Origin of the sequence: Pseudofrankia inefficax (assembly GCF_000166135.1) — a bacterium.
Taxonomy (GTDB): domain Bacteria; phylum Actinomycetota; class Actinomycetes; order Frankiales; family Frankiaceae; genus Pseudofrankia; species Pseudofrankia inefficax.
Window position 1 is genome coordinate 7,492,932 of sequence record NC_014666.1, and the last position, 20,189, is coordinate 7,513,120.

The 20,189-nt window shown below is 74.2% G+C and carries 10 protein-coding genes; 7 read left to right on the forward strand and 3 right to left on the reverse strand.

The genetic code is table 11. The annotated features are described in order from the left end of the window. Positions 1 to 52 precede the first annotated feature (52 nt). Together FRAEUI1C_RS40500 and FRAEUI1C_RS39870 are read right to left on the reverse strand one after the other, a co-directional pair. A complete protein-coding gene (locus tag FRAEUI1C_RS40500; RefSeq protein ID WP_013427190.1) occupies positions 53 to 2,776 on the reverse strand; it encodes a class I SAM-dependent methyltransferase in 2,724 nt (907 codons plus the stop codon). Then, on the reverse strand, positions 2,773 to 5,853 hold the full coding sequence (locus tag FRAEUI1C_RS39870; protein WP_041261780.1) for a hypothetical protein: 3,081 nt from the start codon (positions 5,851 to 5,853) through the stop codon (positions 2,773 to 2,775). The genes FRAEUI1C_RS40500 and FRAEUI1C_RS39870 overlap by 4 nt, the downstream gene beginning before the upstream one ends. A gap of 993 nt (positions 5,854 to 6,846) precedes the next feature. Here FRAEUI1C_RS39870 and FRAEUI1C_RS30265 point away from each other — a divergent pair. The 5 genes from FRAEUI1C_RS30265 (at position 6,847) to FRAEUI1C_RS30285 (ending at position 15,832) form a co-directional block, all read left to right on the forward strand. Beyond that, complete coding sequence (locus tag FRAEUI1C_RS30265; RefSeq protein ID WP_013427192.1) at positions 6,847 to 7,698, forward strand: ABC transporter permease; 852 nt, start codon at positions 6,847 to 6,849, stop codon at positions 7,696 to 7,698. After that, positions 7,698 to 9,011 (forward strand): ABC transporter ATP-binding protein, encoded by a 1,314-nt coding sequence (locus FRAEUI1C_RS30270; protein ID WP_013427193.1) that lies wholly within the window; start codon positions 7,698 to 7,700, stop codon positions 9,009 to 9,011. Before FRAEUI1C_RS30265 ends, FRAEUI1C_RS30270 begins: the two co-directional genes overlap by 1 nt. After that, on the forward strand, positions 9,008 to 10,531 hold the full coding sequence (locus FRAEUI1C_RS30275; RefSeq protein WP_013427194.1) for a glycosyltransferase family 2 protein: 1,524 nt from the start codon (positions 9,008 to 9,010) through the stop codon (positions 10,529 to 10,531). The genes FRAEUI1C_RS30270 and FRAEUI1C_RS30275 overlap by 4 nt, the downstream gene beginning before the upstream one ends. A 2,582-nt stretch (positions 10,532 to 13,113) precedes the next feature. Further along, positions 13,114 to 14,625: a glycosyltransferase gene (locus tag FRAEUI1C_RS30280; RefSeq protein WP_083819768.1), complete on the forward strand. Its 1,512-nt coding sequence runs from the start codon at positions 13,114 to 13,116 to the stop codon at positions 14,623 to 14,625. A gap of 4 nt (positions 14,626 to 14,629) precedes the next feature. Next, positions 14,630 to 15,832: a glycosyltransferase family 4 protein gene (locus FRAEUI1C_RS30285; protein WP_013427196.1), complete on the forward strand. Its 1,203-nt coding sequence runs from the start codon at positions 14,630 to 14,632 to the stop codon at positions 15,830 to 15,832. A 378-nt stretch (positions 15,833 to 16,210) separates the two neighbouring features. Here the strand turns inward: FRAEUI1C_RS30285 and FRAEUI1C_RS30290 are convergent, their stop codons facing one another. Further along, positions 16,211 to 18,031 carry an MFS transporter gene (locus tag FRAEUI1C_RS30290; RefSeq protein ID WP_013427197.1) on the reverse strand — a complete coding sequence of 607 codons (1,821 nt, stop codon included), beginning with the start codon at positions 18,029 to 18,031 and terminating at the stop codon, positions 16,211 to 16,213. 238 nt (positions 18,032 to 18,269) lie between these two features. On the opposite strand from FRAEUI1C_RS30290, the gene FRAEUI1C_RS30295 reads away from it, so the two are divergent. Together FRAEUI1C_RS30295 and FRAEUI1C_RS30300 are read left to right on the forward strand one after the other, a co-directional pair. Continuing rightward, entirely contained in the window at positions 18,270 to 18,617 is a 348-nt protein-coding gene (locus FRAEUI1C_RS30295) for a YciI family protein (protein ID WP_013427198.1), read from the forward strand. Positions 18,618 to 18,663: 46 nt separating this feature from the next. Beyond that, entirely contained in the window at positions 18,664 to 20,106 is a 1,443-nt protein-coding gene (locus FRAEUI1C_RS30300; protein WP_013427199.1) for an RNA polymerase sigma factor, read from the forward strand. Positions 20,107 to 20,189: the final 83 nt, after the last annotated feature.

Below are 20,189 nucleotides of genomic sequence, written 5' to 3' on the forward strand. Positions count from 1 at the left end.
ACGCGACCCGCCCAGGGCCAAAGCGGCGATCAGCGGCCAGCGGGCGACGGGCTTAGGACGGTCGGTCCGGGTGGTGGTTGCGGCCGGGGGCGCGGTGGCGAGGCTCGTGGCGTTCCTGGTTCGCGGTCGCGGACATCCGGCGGCGTCGCGGGACGCCTGAGCGGTCGAAAAGCTGTGACTGGCCGGCGGGCCCCAGCTCGGCCCGCTGACCGGGCTGGACGGCCGAACCGGGCGGGATCGACTGACCCGCCGCGATCGGCTGGCCGGACTGGATCGGCATCGCGGGCCCCGGCGCCGGCGCACCACCGGCTGTCGCACCCTCAGCCAGCGCCGAAGCCGCCAGCGACGAGCCCGCAGCGGGCGCGCCCACCGGCGGTGCACTTCCTGGCGGCGCAGTTGCCGGCGGCGCACCTGCTGGCGAGGCGCCAGGCCGGGACGCGGCGGGCAGGGGCGCCCCCGGCCTCGACCCGTTCGGCGATGAGGCGGACGGCGCCGACGTGGCAGCCCTTGGCGAGGCCGGTGAAGGGACGGGCGGAACGGCTGCCATCGCCTCAAAAGGGGGCAGCATCGCCGGTGCCGGCGGCAGCAGGAACGCGCCCGTTCCGGCCCCCGGCGGGACCTGCGCGGGATTGGCTGAAGCCGCGTTGGACGGAGCCGTATTGGACGGAGCCGCCGGTGGCGCCGGTGGCGCGGGGTCCTCGGGCGGCGCGGCCGCGTCACGTGACGTGGTCCGGCGGGACCGACCCGCCGGGGCTGGTGTCGGCCCGTCGGGCGCCTTGCGGGACGGGGAAGCCGAGGTACGGGTGGGCGTCCACAGCCGGGAGGCCTGTTCGGCCCGGCCGTCACTGAGCAGGTCGGGCTCGGCGGCGGGCTGGTGGAGACGGTGGCGCCCGCGCAGCCGCTCGGCGGCCTCGCGACCGGACCGGTTCCGCTGCGACGCCGCGTTCTGGCCGGTCGCCGGGCCGGCCCCTGTCTGACCAGCACCGTCCTGACCGGCACCACGCCAGCCGGCGTCGCTCGGCCCGCCGACGCTGTTCGGGCCCGCGTTGTTCTGGCCCGGGTTGTTCGGGTCGACGTCACCCGGCCCGTCCGGCCCAGGAGCTGACCCGCCCCGGCCGGTGGTCGGGCCGGACCCCTCCGAGGACTCGCGCGGCGCCGGCCCGGCCGGGAGCGCACGGGGGCCACCGCGGCCCGTGCCGGCTCCGTAGGGGCCCCCGCCGCCGCCCGCTGGCAGCGCGAGGCGGCCAGCCCCGTCCGAGGCGCCAGGCTCGCCCTCGCGGCGGCGGCGCTCCTCCTCGGCCAGCCGGGCCCTCGTCTGCTCCAGCTTGCTGGGGCCGCGCCCGAACCGGGCCCGCAGCCGGGAGTCGGCCGACCGGGCGGCGGCGACCAGGCGCGGCTCCTCCAGCCGGGCGTTCAGCGCGTCGGCCGTCAGCGCCCGTTCCTCGGCCAGCGCCCGTTCCAGCTCGGCGATCCGATCGGACTTCTCGATGTCGATCGCGATCAGCCGCAGCCGTTCCGCGTCGAGCCGCGAGACGTCCCGGTGGTGCGACTGCGCGCTGGCGAGCGCCTCGTCCCGCTGGGCGACGACCCGCAGGTACAGGTCGAGCCGGTTGCGTTCCAGCCTGGCCAGCAGCGGGTTGGACACCCAGGGGGCGAGCAGTTCGGCGATCCTGGCCGCGTACGGCGCCCGCCGGTCGACGATGATCCCGAGGCCGAAGATCGGCGCCACGGTGAAGAACCGCAGCTCGGGATGCCCGGCGACGAACTCCTCGACGGCGGAGCGCACCCCGTTGCGCGGGCCGCCCTCGGCGAGCGCCCAGGCGTAGGCGCCCTCGCCGCGCAGGCCCCGGCCGGGAACGGCGTCGACCCGGTCGAAGGTGACGCCCGCGTCCCAGGTGTACGGCTGCCGGTCGGCGCCGGTGAGCCGGTCCGGAGAGGTGTAGCGGTCGCGCCGGGCGGTGGGCCAGCCGACGTCGTGCAGCAGGATCAACGGGAAGCTGGCCCGGCCGAACTCGTGGACGGCGTCGGCGACGGCCGCCAGCGTCCTGGAGACGGTGGCGAAGTTGGCGTCACCGTCGATCAGGTAGGCGTCGGTCGGGGTGTGATCGTCGAGACCGGCGGCACCGTGTTCACGGACGACCTCGATGTCGAGGCCACGCCCGGCCGCCGGGACCCGCCCGGGTTCCGGGTCGACGACCAGCAGGCGGCCTCCGCCGCCGGCCCGCAGCAGCTCGACGAGCAGCGCCGTGGTCTTGCCCTGCTCGGTACCGAGCAGGGCGATGCTGCGGGCGCCGGCCGCGGCCAGCAGCGGCACCCACACCTCGCGCAGGTCGACGACCGACCGCAGCAGCAGCGTGGGCCCGTCCGGACCGACCGTCGGGTCGTGCCGCTCGACCTGGCCCTGGCCCTGGCCCTGTTGGCCGTAGACGGCGACATCTGCCGCTCCGCCCGCCGCGGCCCTGGCCGCGAGGTCGGCGAAGCTGGCCCGCAACGCACCCTCGTCGCGGCCGTCGCTCTTGGCCGCCATCCCGGCGGCGGGGCGTTGCGCCGCCGGGGCCTCGGCGGCGGGGACGCTGGCGCCCTCGGCCTGGGCCGGGGTGGCCGAGCGGACGTAGGGCCGGGCTGACAGTGCCGTCGACGCGATCGGCAGACGATCGGGCTCGGCCGCCCTGGGCGCGCCATCACCGGCCGGCAGGGGCTGCGCCGGTCCGGGCGCTTCGGACGGGCCGGGCGGGGGCTCAGGCCCGGCCGGTCCTCCGGTCGCCGTGTCGCTCACCGCAGGCCTCCCAGCTGTCGCATCACCCGACGGGCGGCCCGGCGGGGAAGTTGCGGTCCGGCGGCCGGACCCGCGGCGGCGGGTACCGGGGCGGCCACAGGGTCCCCCCGGATCCCCATCCACCCAAATGCGAACTCGACGTCAATCGCGTACGTGCCACCCAGCTCGGGCATGCCCGGCAGATCCAGGTTGTAGACGAGTTGAGGGTCACCGTCGAGGACTTCGACAAGGTTGGGCTGGAGTATTCGCAGCCCAACCAGCCCCAGGACAACGCCTCGACCACGGCCGGCCAATCCGGCCAATCCGGCCGCGGAGCCGGTGATACTGCCGCCGTTCCGGTCGGACTCGCCCGTCTCCAGCGAGCCGGGACCCTCGAACGCGGTGATCGTGAACTGTCGCGGCTCGCCTGCGCCGACGATGTGGAAGCCGAGAGTGAGCCAGTCCAGCCGCAGCAGGCCGCGGCGGCCGGCCGGGTCGATCCGGACCCGGCGGGCGCCCACCGCGTCGACCCGAAGCCGGACGAGAGACAGCCCGTCCCTCCCGGCATACGGCGTCGCCGTCGCCTTGGGTCCGCGGGCGAAGTCGGCGCCGGTGTCTACGTACACCTCGACGGGCCCGGCCGCCGCCGGCGCGGAGAGCTCGCGCGGGTCCACGCCGGCCGCGACGGCGAGCTCGGTGACGAGCGCCAGCGGCCGGTTCGCGACGGCGGCGACGGCGGCCGGCCAGGTCGCCTCGCGCAGCGGCAGCTCGGCCAGGCCAGCCGGGCTCAGGTAGGGCATCCGCCGGATCAGCTCGGCCGGCACGAGACCCTGGCCGTCCCGGCCCGAACCGCCGCCCAGGCCAGCTGAGCCGCCCATCCCCGCCGAACCGCCGAGACCCGCTGAACCGCCGGAACCCGCTGAACCAGCCAGGCCCACGGAACCGGTCGCCCCGGCGACACCGGCCGGCCAGGAGGTACCGGCCGGCGCAGCGGCACCGGGCAGCGCGGAGGCGTCCCTCGTCTCGGCTCCGGCCGGTCGCTGGTCGCCCGCCAGCCCACCGGCCGGATCGTCGCCGTCGTGCCGCCAGGCGCCGAACGCGGCCGCCTCCACCGTGGTCGGCCGGGCGACGAACCGGGTGAGCGTGCGCAGCAGCGCCAACCGGGCTCCGTCCCCGCACAGCGATGGCAACGCGCTGTCGCCGTCGTCCGGGGTCTGCGCCTCCCGGTAACGCAGCCACTCCCGCTGAAAGGCTCGGGCCCCGTCCTGGACGGCGCCACGCTGCGCGAGCTGGGTACGGCTGGCCCGCCCGAGGCCGAGCAGCGGCGTCGACCCCTCGTCGAACGAGATCAGCGCACCGGCGTCGGCCAGCGCGACCTGCTCGACGACGGCCGGGGCCCGCAGCAGCTGGCCGGCGAGCCGGGCCGGCTGGCCGGCGGAGACGAGATAGCCCTCCATCCGGTGCCCGGCGAGCCGGTGCGCGTGGACGGCCGGACCGGTCGCGAGGTAGAGGCCGACCGGGGTGACCTCACGGCCGGTGGCGGCCAGCAGCCGGGCGAGCAGCACCTGGGTCGTGCCGTCCCAGCCGAGGTCGACCAGCACGGCCGGGCCACGGTCGGGCAGCCGCTGGTCGAGGTAGCGCAGGAACCGCTCGCGCAGCCGCTCGGCGGCCAGCACGATCTCGCCGCGGATCCGGTCGTCGTGGCTGAGCGTCTCCAGCAGTTCCTCGAGGATCTCGTCGAGCAGGCCGGTGGGCACGTCGAGCCGGCGCCCGGCCAGGGCGGAGATGCCGGGCACGGTGGCCAGATCCACCCGAAGCCGGCGCAGCAGGGCGCCGACCGTGCCCACCGCGCCGCCAGCCCCGGTGGAGGTCCCGGACTCGCCCGGAGGCGGCCCGGTGCCGGCATGGGCCAGGAAGGCCCGCAGCTCGGGCGCGGATGCCTCGAAGACGTTGGCCAGGGCGCAGACCTCGCGCGAGGCCCACAGCGGGCGGGCCGTCACGCCGGCGTCCCGACCGGGCCCGGCGAGCAGACCGGAGACGAACTCCCCGGAGCGCATCAGGCAGAACGCCTCCTGGGCACCCAGCTCCTGGGTCCGTTCCACGACCCACTCGGCGAATCCCGTGAACACCGGGCCGAACACCGTGGCTCCGGTGTCCCAGAACCGCCGCAGCGCTCGGGGCACCCCGGCCGCCTCGGCCCGGTGCAGCACCCGGGCGCGCAACGCCGTCAGCCCGAAGTCGCCGTATTCCGGGTCGACCGGGGTGGCGTCATCCGGATCTCCGAGCAGTCCCTCGGCCGCGAGGGTCGCCCGCAGCTCGGCCGTCGCCTCGCCCCGGCGGACCACCGTCACGTTCGGCGCGGAGGTCGCGAGCCTGGCGGCCGGTGCCCCGGCGGCACCGGTGGGGTCGCCGGCCAGGTGCAGGAGCCGGGCCGCCGGAGTGCCGGTGGCGGCGGCGACGTGATCGAGCAGGCCGTCGGCCGGCCCGACACCCACGTCGGCAGAGGTGAACATCCCGGCGAACGGGATGCCGGCCAGTTCCGCCCGGGCGAGCAGCCGGTCGAGCTGCGCGCCGGACAGACAGGTGTCGGCGACGAGGTAGACCGGCAGGCCCAGCTTGAGCGCGGCCAGCTCGACGAGCTCCGCCGCGTCGAGGTCGACGCGGTAGATCGCCCGCAGGACGGACAGCTCCGCGTCGAGCAGGTAGTCGAGCTCGCCGGCTCCGGGCAGGGCGGGACGCAGCAGCGCCCAGATCTCGTCCAGCCGTGGATGTCCGGCGGTCTGAGAACCGGAGCCCTGAGAGCCGCTGCCGCCCCCAGAACCGATGGCACCCGCACGGCCGGCGCCCCCGCGGTTGACCAGGACCTGCTGACGGGCGTGGGCCTCCGCGAGCACCCGCAGGTGCGCGAACTGGCCGGCGGTGACGTCGGGTGGCAGCCGGCCGGCGGCCGCCAGCCGTTCACCCAACAGCAAGAACGCGTGGGCAGGCTCGGGAACCAGCCGCCACAGCAGGGTCTCGAAGACGTCGACGGACAGTGCGTCCGCACCGCCGGAGTCCAGGTGCGACCAGGCGTGGCCGAGCCGCGCGTCATCGACCACCTCGCACCACCCCCGGTCACCGTCACAGGCCGCGCGACAGCGGGAGAGGCCACAATCCGGCAGGCCGGTGCCGGCTCGGCCGAAGCCGGCCGACTCCGGAGGCGCGAAGGTAGCGGTCGCCGGGCCGAACACGTGACCAGGCGCGCTGTCGCGCCTCCTCCGGCCAGGGCGGGTCAAGGCGTCGACCGGTGCCGGAGCAGGCGGCCCAGATACTATGAACCGCCTCGCGGAACCCGGCGACCGGCGTCAACGGCGACGCGAACAGTTGGGCGGCCATGCGCGGCAGTAGTGCCAGGGACGGTAGTGCAAGGGCGGCGGTGCCAGCGGCAGTAGTGCCATGCAGGCGCACGGTGCGCCGCCGGAGCAGGGTACGAGGCGGGGTACCGCGATGCGGGCACACGGTGTGACGCGGGTACTCGCCGCTGTTCCGTACGAGGTGGCGACGCAGATCCCCGGTGCGGTCCGAGCGCGGGGCACAGGCGCGCGACTATCGTCGCCAATTCCGGACGTCACCCGCCTCGGCGGGCACACCCGGGACCATGGCACGATCTGGACAACAACAGGGGCCGTCCGCGCTACGAACGGCGGTCCCGAGGCGACACAGGCCCGGCGACCCCCGGACCGGCGACCGGCCAGGGCCCGATGATCGTCGGTCGGTCCGCGTCGTTCAGGGTCCGGCGTCGTACAGGGTCGAGAAGGAGCCGAGCAGTGCAGGTCGCAGGGGCTGGCCCCGCCGCTGGGCAGGGTGGCGCGGCCGGAGCGTCCCCGTCACCGTCGCCGACCGCGACGATGCCCGAGGCGGATCAGGCAGCGCGTGTCCCATCCGCGACGCCCGCGCCGTCCACGGCACCCGTCCCGTCGGCGCCGCAGACCGGGCTCGCCCAGCCTGCGCGCGTGCCACCGACGCCACCGGCCCGCCGGTCCGGCTCGGGGCCACGGCACGCCGCCCGGACAGCCCCGGCCGGCGCGGCCGACCTGGGCCGGAACTCGGGCGTGCTGGCCCGGCGGTCGCGCGCGCAGAGCCGGGTCCGCTGGGAGCTGCTGCGCAACCTCATCCGCAAGGACCTCAAGGTCAAGTACAAGGGCTCGACCCTCGGGTTCGCCTGGTCGCTGGCCAACCCCCTGCTCCTGCTGGTCGTCTATACGTTCGTGTTCCAGGTCGTGTTCAAGTCCGGTGTGCCACGGTTCGGCATCTACTTCCTCGCCGGGATGCTGGTCTGGAACGCGTTCGCGGGCAGCGTCGCGTCGGCCTGCGGCAGCGTCATCGGCAACGCGAACCTGGTGAAGAAGGTCCGGTTCCCGCTGCCGGTCCTGCCGCTGAGCGCGGTCGGCTTCGCCGCGGTGCACTTCGTGCTGCAGCTGCTGGTGCTGTTCGTGGTGGTGCTGGCGCTCGGCTACCCGCTGCTCGGCGGCGGCCTGGTGCTGCTCATCCCGGCCGGCGCGGTCGCGCTGGTCTTCACGACCGGCATGTCGATGCTCGTCTCCGCGCTGTCGGTCCGGTTCAAGGACACGCCGCACCTCATCGAGGTGGCGCTGATGGCCTGGGTCTGGGCGAACCCGATGGTCTACGCGTTCGGGCTGATCCAGAACCGGCTGCACGAGTACACCTGGATCTACCTGCTCAACCCGATGGCCGTCGTCGTCGCCACCTTCCAGCGGGCGATCTACGTCAACGACGTCTCCATCACGCGTGCGGACGGTACGACGTCGAATGTCCTCGCTGACCCGGGTTACCTCTACTACCTCAAGCACCTGGGCATCGCCGGGCTGATCTCGCTGGCGGTGCTGGCGCTCGGGGTCTGGGTGTTCCGCAAGCTGCAGGCCGACTTCGCCGAGGATCTCTAGTGCCCCAGACCTCCCCCCCGCACGCGCCCCCCGGCCAGGGGGCCACCCCAGCCGGCCGGGCGGCCAGTGCCGGCACCGCGAGCGTCAGCGCCGGCGTGCTGCCGGCCGGCGGCCCGGTCGCTCGCGGCGGCACCGCGAGCGGCCCGGTGGTGATCCGCGCGACCGGCGTCAGCAAGAAGTTCGTCTCCTACCACAAGCGGGCGACGAGCCTGAAGGAGATGTTCGTCCGCCGGGGCGGCCTGTCCGGCGAGGACTTCTGGGCCCTGCGCGACATCAACATCGAGATCCCCCGCGGCCAGACGGTGGGGCTCGCCGGCGCGAACGGCTCGGGCAAGTCGACGACGCTCAAGGTGCTCGCCGGCATCCTGCGCCCGACCAGCGGCAAGGTCGAGGTCAACGGGCGGATCGCCTCCCTGCTGGAGCTCGGCGCCGGCTTCAACGGCGAGCTGACCGGCCGGGAGAACGTCTACCTGAACGCGGCCCTGCTCGGCCTGACCAAGCGCGAGACCGACAAGCTGTTCGACGCGATCGTCGACTTCGCCGAGCTGCGGCACAAGATCGACGACGAGGTGAAGCACTACTCGTCCGGCCAGTACGTCCGGCTCGGTTTCGCCGTCGCGGTGCACGTCGACCCGGACATCCTGCTCGTCGACGAGGTCCTCGCCGTCGGCGACGAGGCCTTCCAGCGCAAGTGCCTCGCCAAGATCGAGGAGTTCCGCCAGCAGGGCCGCACGATCCTGTTCGTGACCCACTCGCTCGATCTGATCGAGAACATGTGCGACCGGGTGATCGTGCTGGAGTCCGGCAAGATCATCCATGACGGCGCGCCGGCCGTCGGCACCAAGCTGTTGCGCCAGCGGCTGGGCAGCTCGCCGACCGAGGGCGAGGGCGCGTTCAGCCAGGCGACCGTCCGGCCGGAGACGATCGGCTACAGCGACGCGCCGGGCGGCCCGCCGAAGATGTCCTTCGAGCCGGGCGAGTCGCTCACGATCACCGTCGGGCTCGAGAGCGATGAAGGCCATCCCGAGCGGGTCGCCGTGCGCTGCATCGCGGTCGGCCCCCAGGAGCTGCCGATCTGGGTGATGCAGACCCCCCCGGGTGGCGTCCAGATCAGCCCAGGCTTCTCGCTACTGGACTTCACCATCGACGCGTTGCCGACCCTGCTCGGCGCGTTCGCCGTCCGGGTGGAGGTGGCCGACGCGACGACCGGCAAGCCGATCACCGAACGGCGGTTCCACGATCTGTTCGGAGTCCACGGCTCCCACGGTGAAGGCCTTGTGAAGGTCGACTACGAGGCGAGGCTTCGCGCATGACCGTGCAACCTGTTGGGGTGCACCCGCTCGAGGGCGCATCCCTGACCAAGGACGCGCCCGAGGCGCCGGTGCCGGCGCTCGGCGGCACGGACGGCGGCGGGCCCGCGGGCGGCTGGGGCGACCGGCCGCTCGCGACGATCGTCATCGTCAACTGGAACGGCGCCCACCTGCTGCCGCCGTGCCTGGACGCGGTCGCCAAACAGAACACCGCCTTCGGGTTCCAGACCTGGGTGGTGGACAACGCGTCGTCCGACCATTCACGGGCGCTGCTGGCCGAGCGCTACCCGTGGGTGCGGGTGATCGAGTCGCCGAAGAACTTCGGCTTCGCGGGCGGCAACAACCTGGCCCTGCGCCAGGTCAACACCACCTTCGCGGTGCTGCTGAACAACGACGCGGTGCCCCAGGTCGACTGGCTGGCCAACCTGCTCGCCCCGTTCGAGCAGCCCGGCGGCGAGAAGCTCGGCGCGGTCACCGGCAAGGTCGTCTTCCTGCCCCGCTTCCTGCGGCTGCGGCTGGAGACGCCGACCTTCTCGCCGGGCCCGCACGACTCGCGGTCGCTCGGCGTCCGGATCTCCGCGGTCACCGTCAACGGCCGTGACGTGCTGCGCGAGGTGCTCTGGGAGCGGCTCACCTTCGGCGCCGAGGGCCCGCCCGACGCACCGTTCTTCTGGACCCGCGGGTCCGGCGAGCTGCTGGTTCCGGTGCCCGACGAGGGCCCGGTGACGCTCGGCCTGACCTGGGCCGCCGAGGCCCCGAAGACCGTCGTGGTCAGCTGGGACGGCCACGCCGGCCCGGCCGACGGCGGCCCCGGCTGGGCGGCGGCCGACGGCGGTGCCGCGCGTTTCGCCGCGCTGCCCGTGGCGGGCACCGAGCCGAACACTGTCTCCGTGACCATCGACGCCACGTCGCCCCGGGTCGACGTCATCAACAACGTCGGCGGGATCGTGCTGCGCGACGGCTACGGCGCCGACCGGGGCTACCAGGAGGTCGACGCCGGCCAGTTCGCGAACCCGGAGGAGGTCTTCACCGCCTGCGGGAACGGGATGGCGATGCGCGCCGCGCTCGGCCACGACCTCGGCTGGTTCGACGACGACTTCTTCCTCTACTACGAGGACACGGACCTGTCCTGGCGGATCCGTTCCCGCGGGTACAGCATCCGGTACGTTCCCGGCGCCGTGCTGCGGCACGTCCACTCCGCGTCGAGCGTCGAGTGGTCGCCGCTGTTCGTGTTCCACACCGACCGCAACCGGCTGCTCATGCTGACCAAGGACGCGACCCTGCCGCTCGCGGTGTCCGCGGTGGCGCGCTACCCGCTGACGACGGCGTCGATCGCGCTGCGCACGGCGCGGCAGGGCTGGGCGGCCCGCAGCCGGCCGGCGGTCCGGCCGACGCTGCTGCGGCTGAAGGTGATCGGCTCGTATCTGCGGCTGTTCCCGGCGATGGTGACGCGGCGACGGGAGATTGGCCGTACCGCGAGCGAACGACGTCGCTCGCTGCAGGACTGGCTGGTGTCGCGATGAGCGACCGTCCCGACGACCGCGACCGGCCCGAGACACCGGACCCGGCCGACTCCGCCGGCGGTACCCCGCGCGGCTATGGCGCGGACCGGCTCGGCGCCGGCCCGTTCGGCCGGGATCCGCTCCCCCCGCCGGCCACCGACGACGCGATCGCCTTCGACCCGCTGGACCCGCTGGGACTGAGCCGGCTCGGTCCGCTGGACCAGTTCGACCGGCCCGACCCGCTGGACCAGCCCACCCGGCTTGATCCGTTCGCCCGACCCGAATGGATCGCCGGGGACGCCTTCAGCGCAGGGGACGCGTTCGATGCCGGCCATCCGGGAGCCGGGCGTCCGGGAGCCGAGAACCTCGGCATCGAGCTCCCCGGAGCCGCCGACCTGGAGCGCTTCCTGCGTCCGGACGAGCCGTCGGACCGGCCGGGCCGGCTGAGCCCGCTCGCGTCGTTGGAACCGCTGCCGCCCCTGTACCCCCGCGAGCCCTCGGCGCCGAGTGAGCCGTCCGCGGCCTTCGACGCCACGCCACCGGCCGCCGTCCCGGCGCCGCTGGCGGACGGCGGGCGCGGCGCGAACCTTCCGCCCGCCGGCCCCGTCGGCGAGCCCGTCGAGGGGCTGGTCATCGACCGCGCCACCGGTCTGCCCGTCGAGCTACCCGGCCGCGCCGCCGCCGAGCCCCGGCGCACGGACGCGGATCGGGCCGTGGAGCCCGCGCCGGCCGCCGAGCCGACGCCGCCCGCCGTCGTGAAGCAGGTGACGGACACCGACGCCGACCAGGTGCTCGACGTCGACCTGCGGGAGCCGCCGGACGACCTGCCGCGCTGGGATCCGCTGTCGGACGACCTGCCCGAGGAGCTGGCCGCGGGCCTCGCCACCGAGCCGGTGGCGGCCGACGCGCCGCTGCCCAGACGGCGGCCTCCGTGGTCCGACGGTCCCGGCACCGACCCGGCCGAGGCCGGCTGGTTCGACCTCGGCCGCGTCGACGCCAGCCAGACGGATGCGGGCCAGACGGACGTGGACCGGCCCGGCGCCGGCAGGGCGACCGACGCCGCGACGCCCACGTTCACCGAGCAGGACACGACCGCGGTCCCGAGGTCGCGCCTCGCCAGCTTCCTGGCCGGGGTCAACGCGGCCGCCAACGACGCGGGCCCCGCCGAGAGCGGCCCGGCCACCCACACCCCGGCCGAGCGAGTCCCGGTCGAGAGCGGGCCGGTCGAGAGCGGACCGGCTGACCGTAGCGGCGACGCGGACCCGGCACCCGGCCCGGGCCTGACGGCCGGCGACGACGTCCCAGCCGGCGCGGATCTCCCAGTCAGCGTGGACCTGCCGGACCGTCTGGGTGAGACGGCGACGCCGGTTCCCTCAACGCCGGCCGGCGCGTTGGACGACCTGGTGTTCGAGCCGTTCCCGGCCGAGCCGGTCACGCCGTTCCCGGAGGGTGACTTCGACCTGCTGGCCGAGCGCTTCCCGGCCCCCGACACGCTGCCCGGAAGCTCGTACCCCACCTTTGACCCGGTCGGGGACATTCGGGTCTCGGTGGGGCCCGACGGGCTCCCGTTCGCCGACGATCGCGTGATCGACGCGGACGACTTCCTCGACGTGGACCACGGTTTCCTGCCGGCGCCCGCCGTCGCGGCGGAGCCGGCGCCGGTCGCCGACAACCACCCCGGCGCCCCTGACGCCGACGTTCTCGACGCGGACGCGGAGCCGCCGGCGCCCGCGGCCGACAACGTCCCGGCCGACTCCGGCGTCCAGACCCACATGAGCCAAGGCGTCTTCGCCGACCCGGCCGGGGCAGCGCCGCCGGCCGAGATCTCCGAGCCCACCCCGGTGCCGACCGCCGGCGGCCTCACCAGCCGGCCCGCGGTCGACGAGCCCGCGCACCCGGAGCCCCCGGCCGCCGAGCAGCCCGTGATCGCCGAGCAGCCCGTGATCGCCGACGAGCCCCTGGCCGCCACGGCGCCCGTGATCGCCGAGGAAGCTCTGGTCGCCGAGGCGGCGGTGGCCGAGGCGCACGACGGCCCAGCGGGCGACGCCGGCCACGGCGAGGCCGCTGCCCGGGACGAGGGCCAGGATGCGGCCAACCCGCCCGGCCCGGTGCACCCGGACCACCCGTCCGACCTGGCCTTCATGACCTACTCGGGCTTCGCGGGCTCGCGGCGCCATGTCGGCTTCCAGGTCGGGTCGCTGCCGGAACCGGCCGTCCCCGACCGTGGCGTGCCGAACCTGGTCACCCCGGAGGCGGCCGCGGCCGTGTTCGTGGCCGACGGGCCACAGGAGCACGACGAACCGGCGGGAGCCAGCACTCTGACCAGCCCCGAACCGACCGAACCCCGGCTGAACGAGGCCGAACCGGCGCCACTGCCGGCGGTCGCGGCCGCCACCATCGCCGCGACCGAACCGCTCGTCGAGCCCGAGGCGCCCGCGCGGGACGAGCCGGCCTCCCAGCCCGACCCGCGGCCCAGGCCGGAGACCGCCGAGCGGCCAGCCGCGTACCGGGGAGAGCCGGAGCCCGCCGGGCAGCCGGGGCCGTCGGTGGTGCCGTCGGGCCGCCAGGTGCGGGCCGCCGTCTACAACCGGTTCTGGCACTCGATGGGCGGCGGCGAGCGGCACAACGGCATGATCGCCCAGGTGATGGCCGGCGACGGCGCCGACGTCGACATCCTCGGCCACTCCGACGTCGATCTCGCCAAGCTGGGCGCGCACCTCGGTCTGGACCTCTCCGGCTGCCGCTACGTGCGGATCCCGGACCGGGGCGAGGACGACCTGTCGGTCCTGTCGGGCGAGTACGACCTGTTCATCAACGGCTCGTACATGAGCCGGATACCGACCCGGTCACGCAAGGCCGCCTACCTGTGCTTCTTCCCGACGCCGTTCGACCACGACATGGCGGCGTGGCGCAAGGCGGCGGTCCGGTCGGCCGGCCCGCTGCTGCGCGGGGTGCGCCCGGCGGTCGACTTCGGCCTCGGCTGGTACCCACCGGAGGGGGGCAGGGTCCGGCAGTGGCGCTGGTCGTCGGGCAGGGCGATCCTCTCGATCTCCGCCGGGGGCCGCCGGGCGCTGCGCGCCGAGTTCGGCCGCCCCGGCGCCCCGACCGGCACCCCGCTGCGCATCCTCGCGCCGAACGGCGACACGATCGCCAAGATCGACGTCGGCGCGGAGTTCGTCGGGCATGACATCCCGCTGCCGGAGTCCGAGGTCGGCACCGAGATCACGCTGGTCAGCGAGCCGTTCACGCCGGGGCCGTCGGACGTCCGTGAGCTGGGCATCGCGATCAGCCGGCCGCGGCTGGTGGACGCCCAGGAGAGCCTGCCGGCCAAGGTCGCGCTGCGCTTCCCGTGGCTGCTGCGCGACCCGCACGACCTCGCCTGGCTGGACCGCTACGACGTCGTGATGGCGAACTCCGACTTCACGCGTACCTGGATTCGCCGGATGTGGCGCAACGAGGCCGACGTCCTCTACCCGCCGATCCAGGTCGAGCGGCTGCGTCCGGCGCCGGTGCGGGAGAAGTCCATCATCACGGTCGGCCGCTTCTTCGCGCCGGGCCTCGGGCACGCCAAGCGCCAGTTGGAGATGGTGCAGTGGTTCGCCGAGCTCTACAACTCCGGGGCGCTGCCCGGCTGGACGCTGCACGTCGTCGGCGGCATGGAGGACTCGCAGCAGAACTACGTCGAGCAGGTCCGGGCGGCCGGTGCCGGCCTGCCGGTGGAGGTGCACCCGAACGCGCCGCGGTCCGAGGTCGAGCGGCTGCTGTCGACGGCCTCGGTGTTCTGGTCGGCGACGGGCTGGGGTGAGGACGAGCGGCGCAAGCCGTGGACGGCCGAGCACTTCGGCATGACGACGGTCGAGGCGATGGCCGGCGGCTGCGTCCCGGTGGTCATCGACCGGGCCGGGCAGCGGGAGATCGTCCGGCACAGCATCGACGGCTTCCGGTGGACCGAGCCCGAGCAGCTGATGTCGTTCACCCGCCGGCTCGCCGCCGAGGAGGGGCTGCGGTCGCGGCTGGCCGAAGAGGCGGTCGAGCGGGCCCAGCTGTTCTCCGACGAGGCGTTCGCGGACCGCTGGCGGACGATCGCCAGCCGTCACCACCTGTACGAAGGCTGACCCGATGAGCGGCGCGGCCGAAGCGCCGCTGCGGGTCGTTCTCGACGGCACCCCGCTGCTGGGCCAGCGGACCGGGGTCGGCCGGTACGTCGAGAACCTGCTCGCGGCGCTCGCGGGTCCGGTCGACGAGCGCGGCGAGCCTGGCCGTCCGCTGGAGCTCGCCGCCACCGCGTTCACCTGGCGGGGCCTGGCCGGGCTCACCGACGCGCTGCCGCCCGGGGTCGCCCCGGCCGCCCGGCGCGCGCCGGCCCGGCTGCTCCAGGAGTCCTGGGCCCGCGGCGAGCGGCTGCCGGTCGAGCTGTTCACCGGCCGGGCCGACGTCCTGCACGCCACCAACTTCGTGCTCCCGCCGCTGCGCGGTGCCCGTGGCGTGCTCACCGTCCACGACCTGTCGTATCTGCGGACCCCGGACGCGGTCAGCACGGCGTCCGCCCGGTACACGACGCTGGTCCCCCGGGGCCTGCGCCGGGCCGCCGCCGTGATCACCCCGAGCCAGGCCGTCGCCGACGAGGTCATCGGCGCCTACCGGCTACACCCCGACCTCGTGACGGTGACGCCGCTGGGCGTCGACGGCGCCTGGTTCGACGCGCGGCCGCCGTCCCAGGACTGGCTGCGCGCGCACGGCATCCCCGAGCGCTACCTGCTGTTCGTCGGCACCGCCGAGCCACGCAAGAACCTGGCGGCGCTGCTGTCCGCGCTGCGCGGCCTGCACGGCAGCTACCGGGACATCCCCCCGCTGGTCCTCGTCGGCCCCGCCGGCTGGGGCCCGGCGCTGGACACGGCCGGCCTGCCCGAGGGCGCGGTCATCACCGCCGGCTACCTGGACCCCGCGGACCTGCGCACCGCCGTCGCGGGCGCGGTCGCCCTGTGCTTCCCGTCCCGGTACGAGGGGTTCGGGCTGCCTCCGCTGGAGGCGCTGGCCGCCGGCACCCCGGTCGTGGCCGCCGACATCCCGGCCGTGCGCGAGGTCACCGCTGCGGTCGTCGGCCGGGCCGTGCGGCTGGTACCGCCCGCCGACGTCGACCGCCTCGCCGACGCGCTGCTGGACGTGATCGACGGGGGTTATGCCGGCCTCGCCGACGGCCCGACCCGCGGCATCGACCCGGACGGCCCGCGCGAGGCCGGCCGGGCCCACGCCCGCACCTTCACCTGGCGTCGCACCGCCCGCCTGACCGCCGACGTCTACCGCCGGGCCGCCAAAGACTGACTCTCGGGCCTGGTCAGCAGCCGCCCGACAACCGGCCCGACGGCCCGGCATGAGCCGGGGACGAACACGAAGATCCACCGTTCTGCGGAACGCCTCGGGCGCCGGGGCGCTCCCGGCGAACACGAAACACTCCCCCGCGAGGCCGGGATACCCCGATGGGGATCTTCGTTCCGGTGCACAGACACCGAATCCCATACCCAGTTGGTGATCTTCGGTCGATGTCGGCCAGCTGGTCAGCCATGATCCCCGACTCGGTATGGATAAAAGGCGCAAACCATGACACCGAACGACCGTTTCGATACCAAGTACGCGATCAAGGTCTTCGAGGGCAGGAGACGGCTACCGGTGATCATCAGCATGGTATGGAAACCGACGACGTCAGTCCGCGGGGAAGACGACCCCGTCGGCGGTCGACACGGTCACGGTCGCGGCGACCGACGGCTGGGCCGGCAGCGACGCGTCGGCGGTAGCCGGCATCTCGTCGACGTGGACGTAGCGGCCACCGCGCAGCAGTGAGGCGCCGGCGGCGATCAGGGTGATGACGATCGCCATCGTGAAGACGATCACGAGACCGTGGTGGAACGGCGAGGCGATCAGCGACGGGAAGAACTCCCTGCCCGTCAGGGTGTGCGCGTCGGCTGGCGGGATCTTGGCGAGGGTGTCCGAGCCGACCAGGTGCTCGACCGGGTTGTAGCCGAGGAACGCGGCGAACAGGCTGCCCACCGGAGGAAGCGAACCAATTCGGGTCGCGACGTCCGTAGGCACGCCGTGGGAGGCCAGGCCGTCCGTCAGGGTCCGCGGCAGCACCGACGCGAGGCCGGCGATCATCAACGAGAAGAAGACGCCGATGGACAGCACGCTGCCCGAGTTCATGAACGTCGAGCGCATCCCCGAGGCGGAGCCACGCATCTCGGCCGGGACCGCGTTCATGATCGCGGTGCTGTTCGGAGCGGCGAACAGCCCCGAGCCGATGCCGATGAGCAGGAGCAGCAGCGCGAACGACGGGTAGTGGAAGTTCGTCGGGATCAGCAGCAGGCCCAGGTACCCGACCGCGGAGGCGACCAGTCCGCCGGTGGAGAACACCTTCGCGCCGTACCGGTCGGACAGCGCCCCGGACACCGGCCCGGCGACCAGGAAGCCGATCGTCAGCGGCAGCATGTAGATGCCGGCCCACAGCGGGGTCTGCTCGTAGTCGTAGCCGTGCAGCGGCAGCCAGATCCCCTGCAGCCAGATGATGAGCATGAACTGCAGGCCGCCACGGGCGACCGCCCCCAGCAGCAGCGCGATGTTCCCCGCGGCGAAGGAGCGGATCCGGAACAGGCCCAGCTGGAACATCGGCTGCTCGGCCCTGGTCTCGATCACCGCGAAGATCCCGAGCACGACCACGCCACCGATCAGCGCGGTGAGCACCTTGGGGTTCGTCCAGCCCATCATGTGGCCGCCGTAGGGCTGGATGCCGTAGGTGACGGCGGCGAGCAGCGAGGTCAGGCCCACGGCGAAGGTCAGGTTGCCCAGCCAGTCGATCTTCGCGGCGGTCCGCCGGCCGTTGTCCCGCAGGCTGAGGTAGGCCCAGATGGTGCCGGCGATGCCGATCGGCACGTTCACCCAGAAGATCGCCCGCCAGTTCCACTCGGAGAGCACGCCACCGAGCACCAGCCCGAGGAACGAGCCGGCCAGGGCGGCGACCTGGTTGATGCCGAGCGCCATCCCGCGCCTGTTCGCCGGGAACGCGTCGGTGATGATCGCGGCGGAGTTGGCCGTCAGCATCGCGCCGCCGATGCCCTGGACGACCCGCATGATGATCAGCCAGAGGGCGGCCTTCGACCCCGTCCACGGGGTGAGCGCCAGGGCCGCCGAGGCGACGGTGAAGACGGCGAAGCCGGCGTTGTAGATCCGGACCCGGCCGTACATGTCGCCGAGCCGGCCGAGCGAGACGACCAGGACCGCGACCACGACCATGTAGCCCATCAGCATCCACAGCAGGTAGCTGATGTTGCTGGGCTCCAACGGGTCCAGCCCGATACCGCGGAAGATGGCCGGCAGCGAGATGATCACGATCGAGGCGTCGATCGTGGCCATCAGGACACCGACCGTCGTGTTCGACAGCGCGACCATGGCGTAGCGCCGGCTTCGGGCGTCGTCCGGGCCGGCTGAGGCGGTGGGGGCCGAGCTGTCCGGTGAGGCGGGCCTCGCGGTCATCGTGGGTGCGACTCCCCTCCGGCGGACACATGCTTGCTTAACCCAAGCTAACAATCCAGAGCGGCCGACGCTATCCCCGCCAAGCCGGCAACCTGCGCAAACAGCCACAAACCACGGCGAGGACTGACGCGGGCAAAACCCGAGAAGAATCACTGAGAGGTGTCGATCCGGCCGGAAGCCGTTCGTCGGACCGTTGAGTGGCCCGAGCAGCGGGCCCAGCGATGACAGGGGACACGCGATGGCGCAGTACCTGATCCTGATCTACGAGAACGAGGCCGGCTACGTCGACGGCGGCGAGGCGGTCAACAGCCGGGTCATGCAGGGGCACATCACCTTCAACGAGAAGAACGCCGCGGCGGTGAGCGGTGGCAACGCCCTGCAGCCGGAGGCCACCGCGACCTCGATCCGCTCGGACGGCGCCGGCGGGTTCGCCGTCACCGACGGGCCGTTCGCCGAGACCAAGGAGGCCCTCGGCGGCTACTACCTGATCGAGGCGGCCAACCTGGACGAGGCGATCGCGATCGCCAAGGAGGTCCCCGCCGAGTTCGGCGGCGTCGAGGTCCGCCCGATCCGGGTCTTCACCTGAGCCGGACCGGCCCACGACGATCGTCCGGCGTGGCCGGCGGGTCCGGATGACGAAGGACCCGGGTGCCTCCGACCGGGAGGGCCGCGGTTCGCGCGCGGCCGCGGCCGCCGAGGTGGCGGCCGCGGTCGCGGACGCGCACCGGCGCGAGTGGGCCTTCGTGCTCGCCGCGACGGTCCGGCTCACCCGCGACCTCGACCTCGCGGAGGAATGCGTCCAGGACGCGTACGCCCGCGCACTGACCGCGTGGGCCAACGAGGGAATCCCGACCCGGCCCGGCGGCTGGCTCACGACCGTCGCCCGCAACCGCGCCCTGGACCTGTTGCGCCGGGACGCGACGCTGCGCCGCAGCCTCCCGCTGCTGCTGGAGGACGAGACCGAGCCGAGCCCGGAGGAGGGCCTGTTCGCGTCGCCCGGCTCGCTTCTCGGTCCGGCCAACCGTGGCCCGGCCGCGTGGCGGTCAGTCCGCCTGCCGTTCGGCGACGCGGCCCAGGCCCGGCCCGTTGGAGACCTTTCCGAGCTGCCGGTGGTCCCGGGCGCCGCCGACGACCGGCTGCGGCTGATCTTCATCTGCTGCCATCCGGCGCTGGCCCCCGAGGCACGGGTGGCACTGACGCTGCGGCTGCTGTGCGGGCTCACGACGGTCGAGGTCGCGCGGGCGTTCCTCGTCGCCGAGACCACGATGGCCGCCCGGATCACCCGGGCCAAGAAGAAGATCGCCGCCGCTCGCATCCCGTATCGGCTGCCACCCGCCCAGGAGCTGCCCGAGCGGGTCGACGCGGTGCTCACCGTCGTCCACCTGCTGTTCACCACCGGCCACACCGCGCCCGTCGGGGCGGACCTCGTGCGCCGAGATCTGGTCGAGCGGGCCGTCGACCTGGCCAGGATGCTGCGGCTGCTGCTCCCGGACGACCCGGACGTCGCCGGCCTGCTCGCCCTGATCCTGCTGACCGACGCCCGGACGGCAGGGCGGGTCGGGCCCGACGGGCGGCTGCTGCTCCTGGCCGAGCAGGACCGGGCCCAGTGGGACCGGGCCGCGATCGACGAGGGCCTCGGGCTGGTGCGCGCGGCGCTGGTGCGCCGGGGGTCGCGGCCCGGGCCGGCCCGGTTGCCCGGCCGGTTCCCGTTGATGGCTGCGATCGCCGCCGTCCATTCCGGGTCGCCGAGCTGGGCTGACACCGACTGGCGGGAGATCGTCGGCCTCTACGACCTGCTGGCGCACCGCTGGCCCTCGCCGGTGGTGGCGCTCAACCGCGCGGTCGCGGTCGGCTTCGCCGACGGTCCGGCCGCCGGCCTCGCCGCCCTCGACGAGCTCGCCGCCGAGCCCCAGCTCGCCGGGTACGGCTACCTGCCCGCCGCCCGGGCCGACTTCCTGCGCTCCCTCGGCCGGATCGCCGAGGCTCGCCTCGCCTACGAGGAGGCCCTGCTGCTCACCGAGAACACGGTCGAGCGCGACTTCCTCACCGGCCGGCTGGCGGAGCTGGGCCGCTGACGACAGCTCTTGCGAAGCCGAGCCGAGCCGACGCACGCTTCGGTGCGCCTCCCCGCCATCGCCGGGAGGGCGGGGCGACCGGT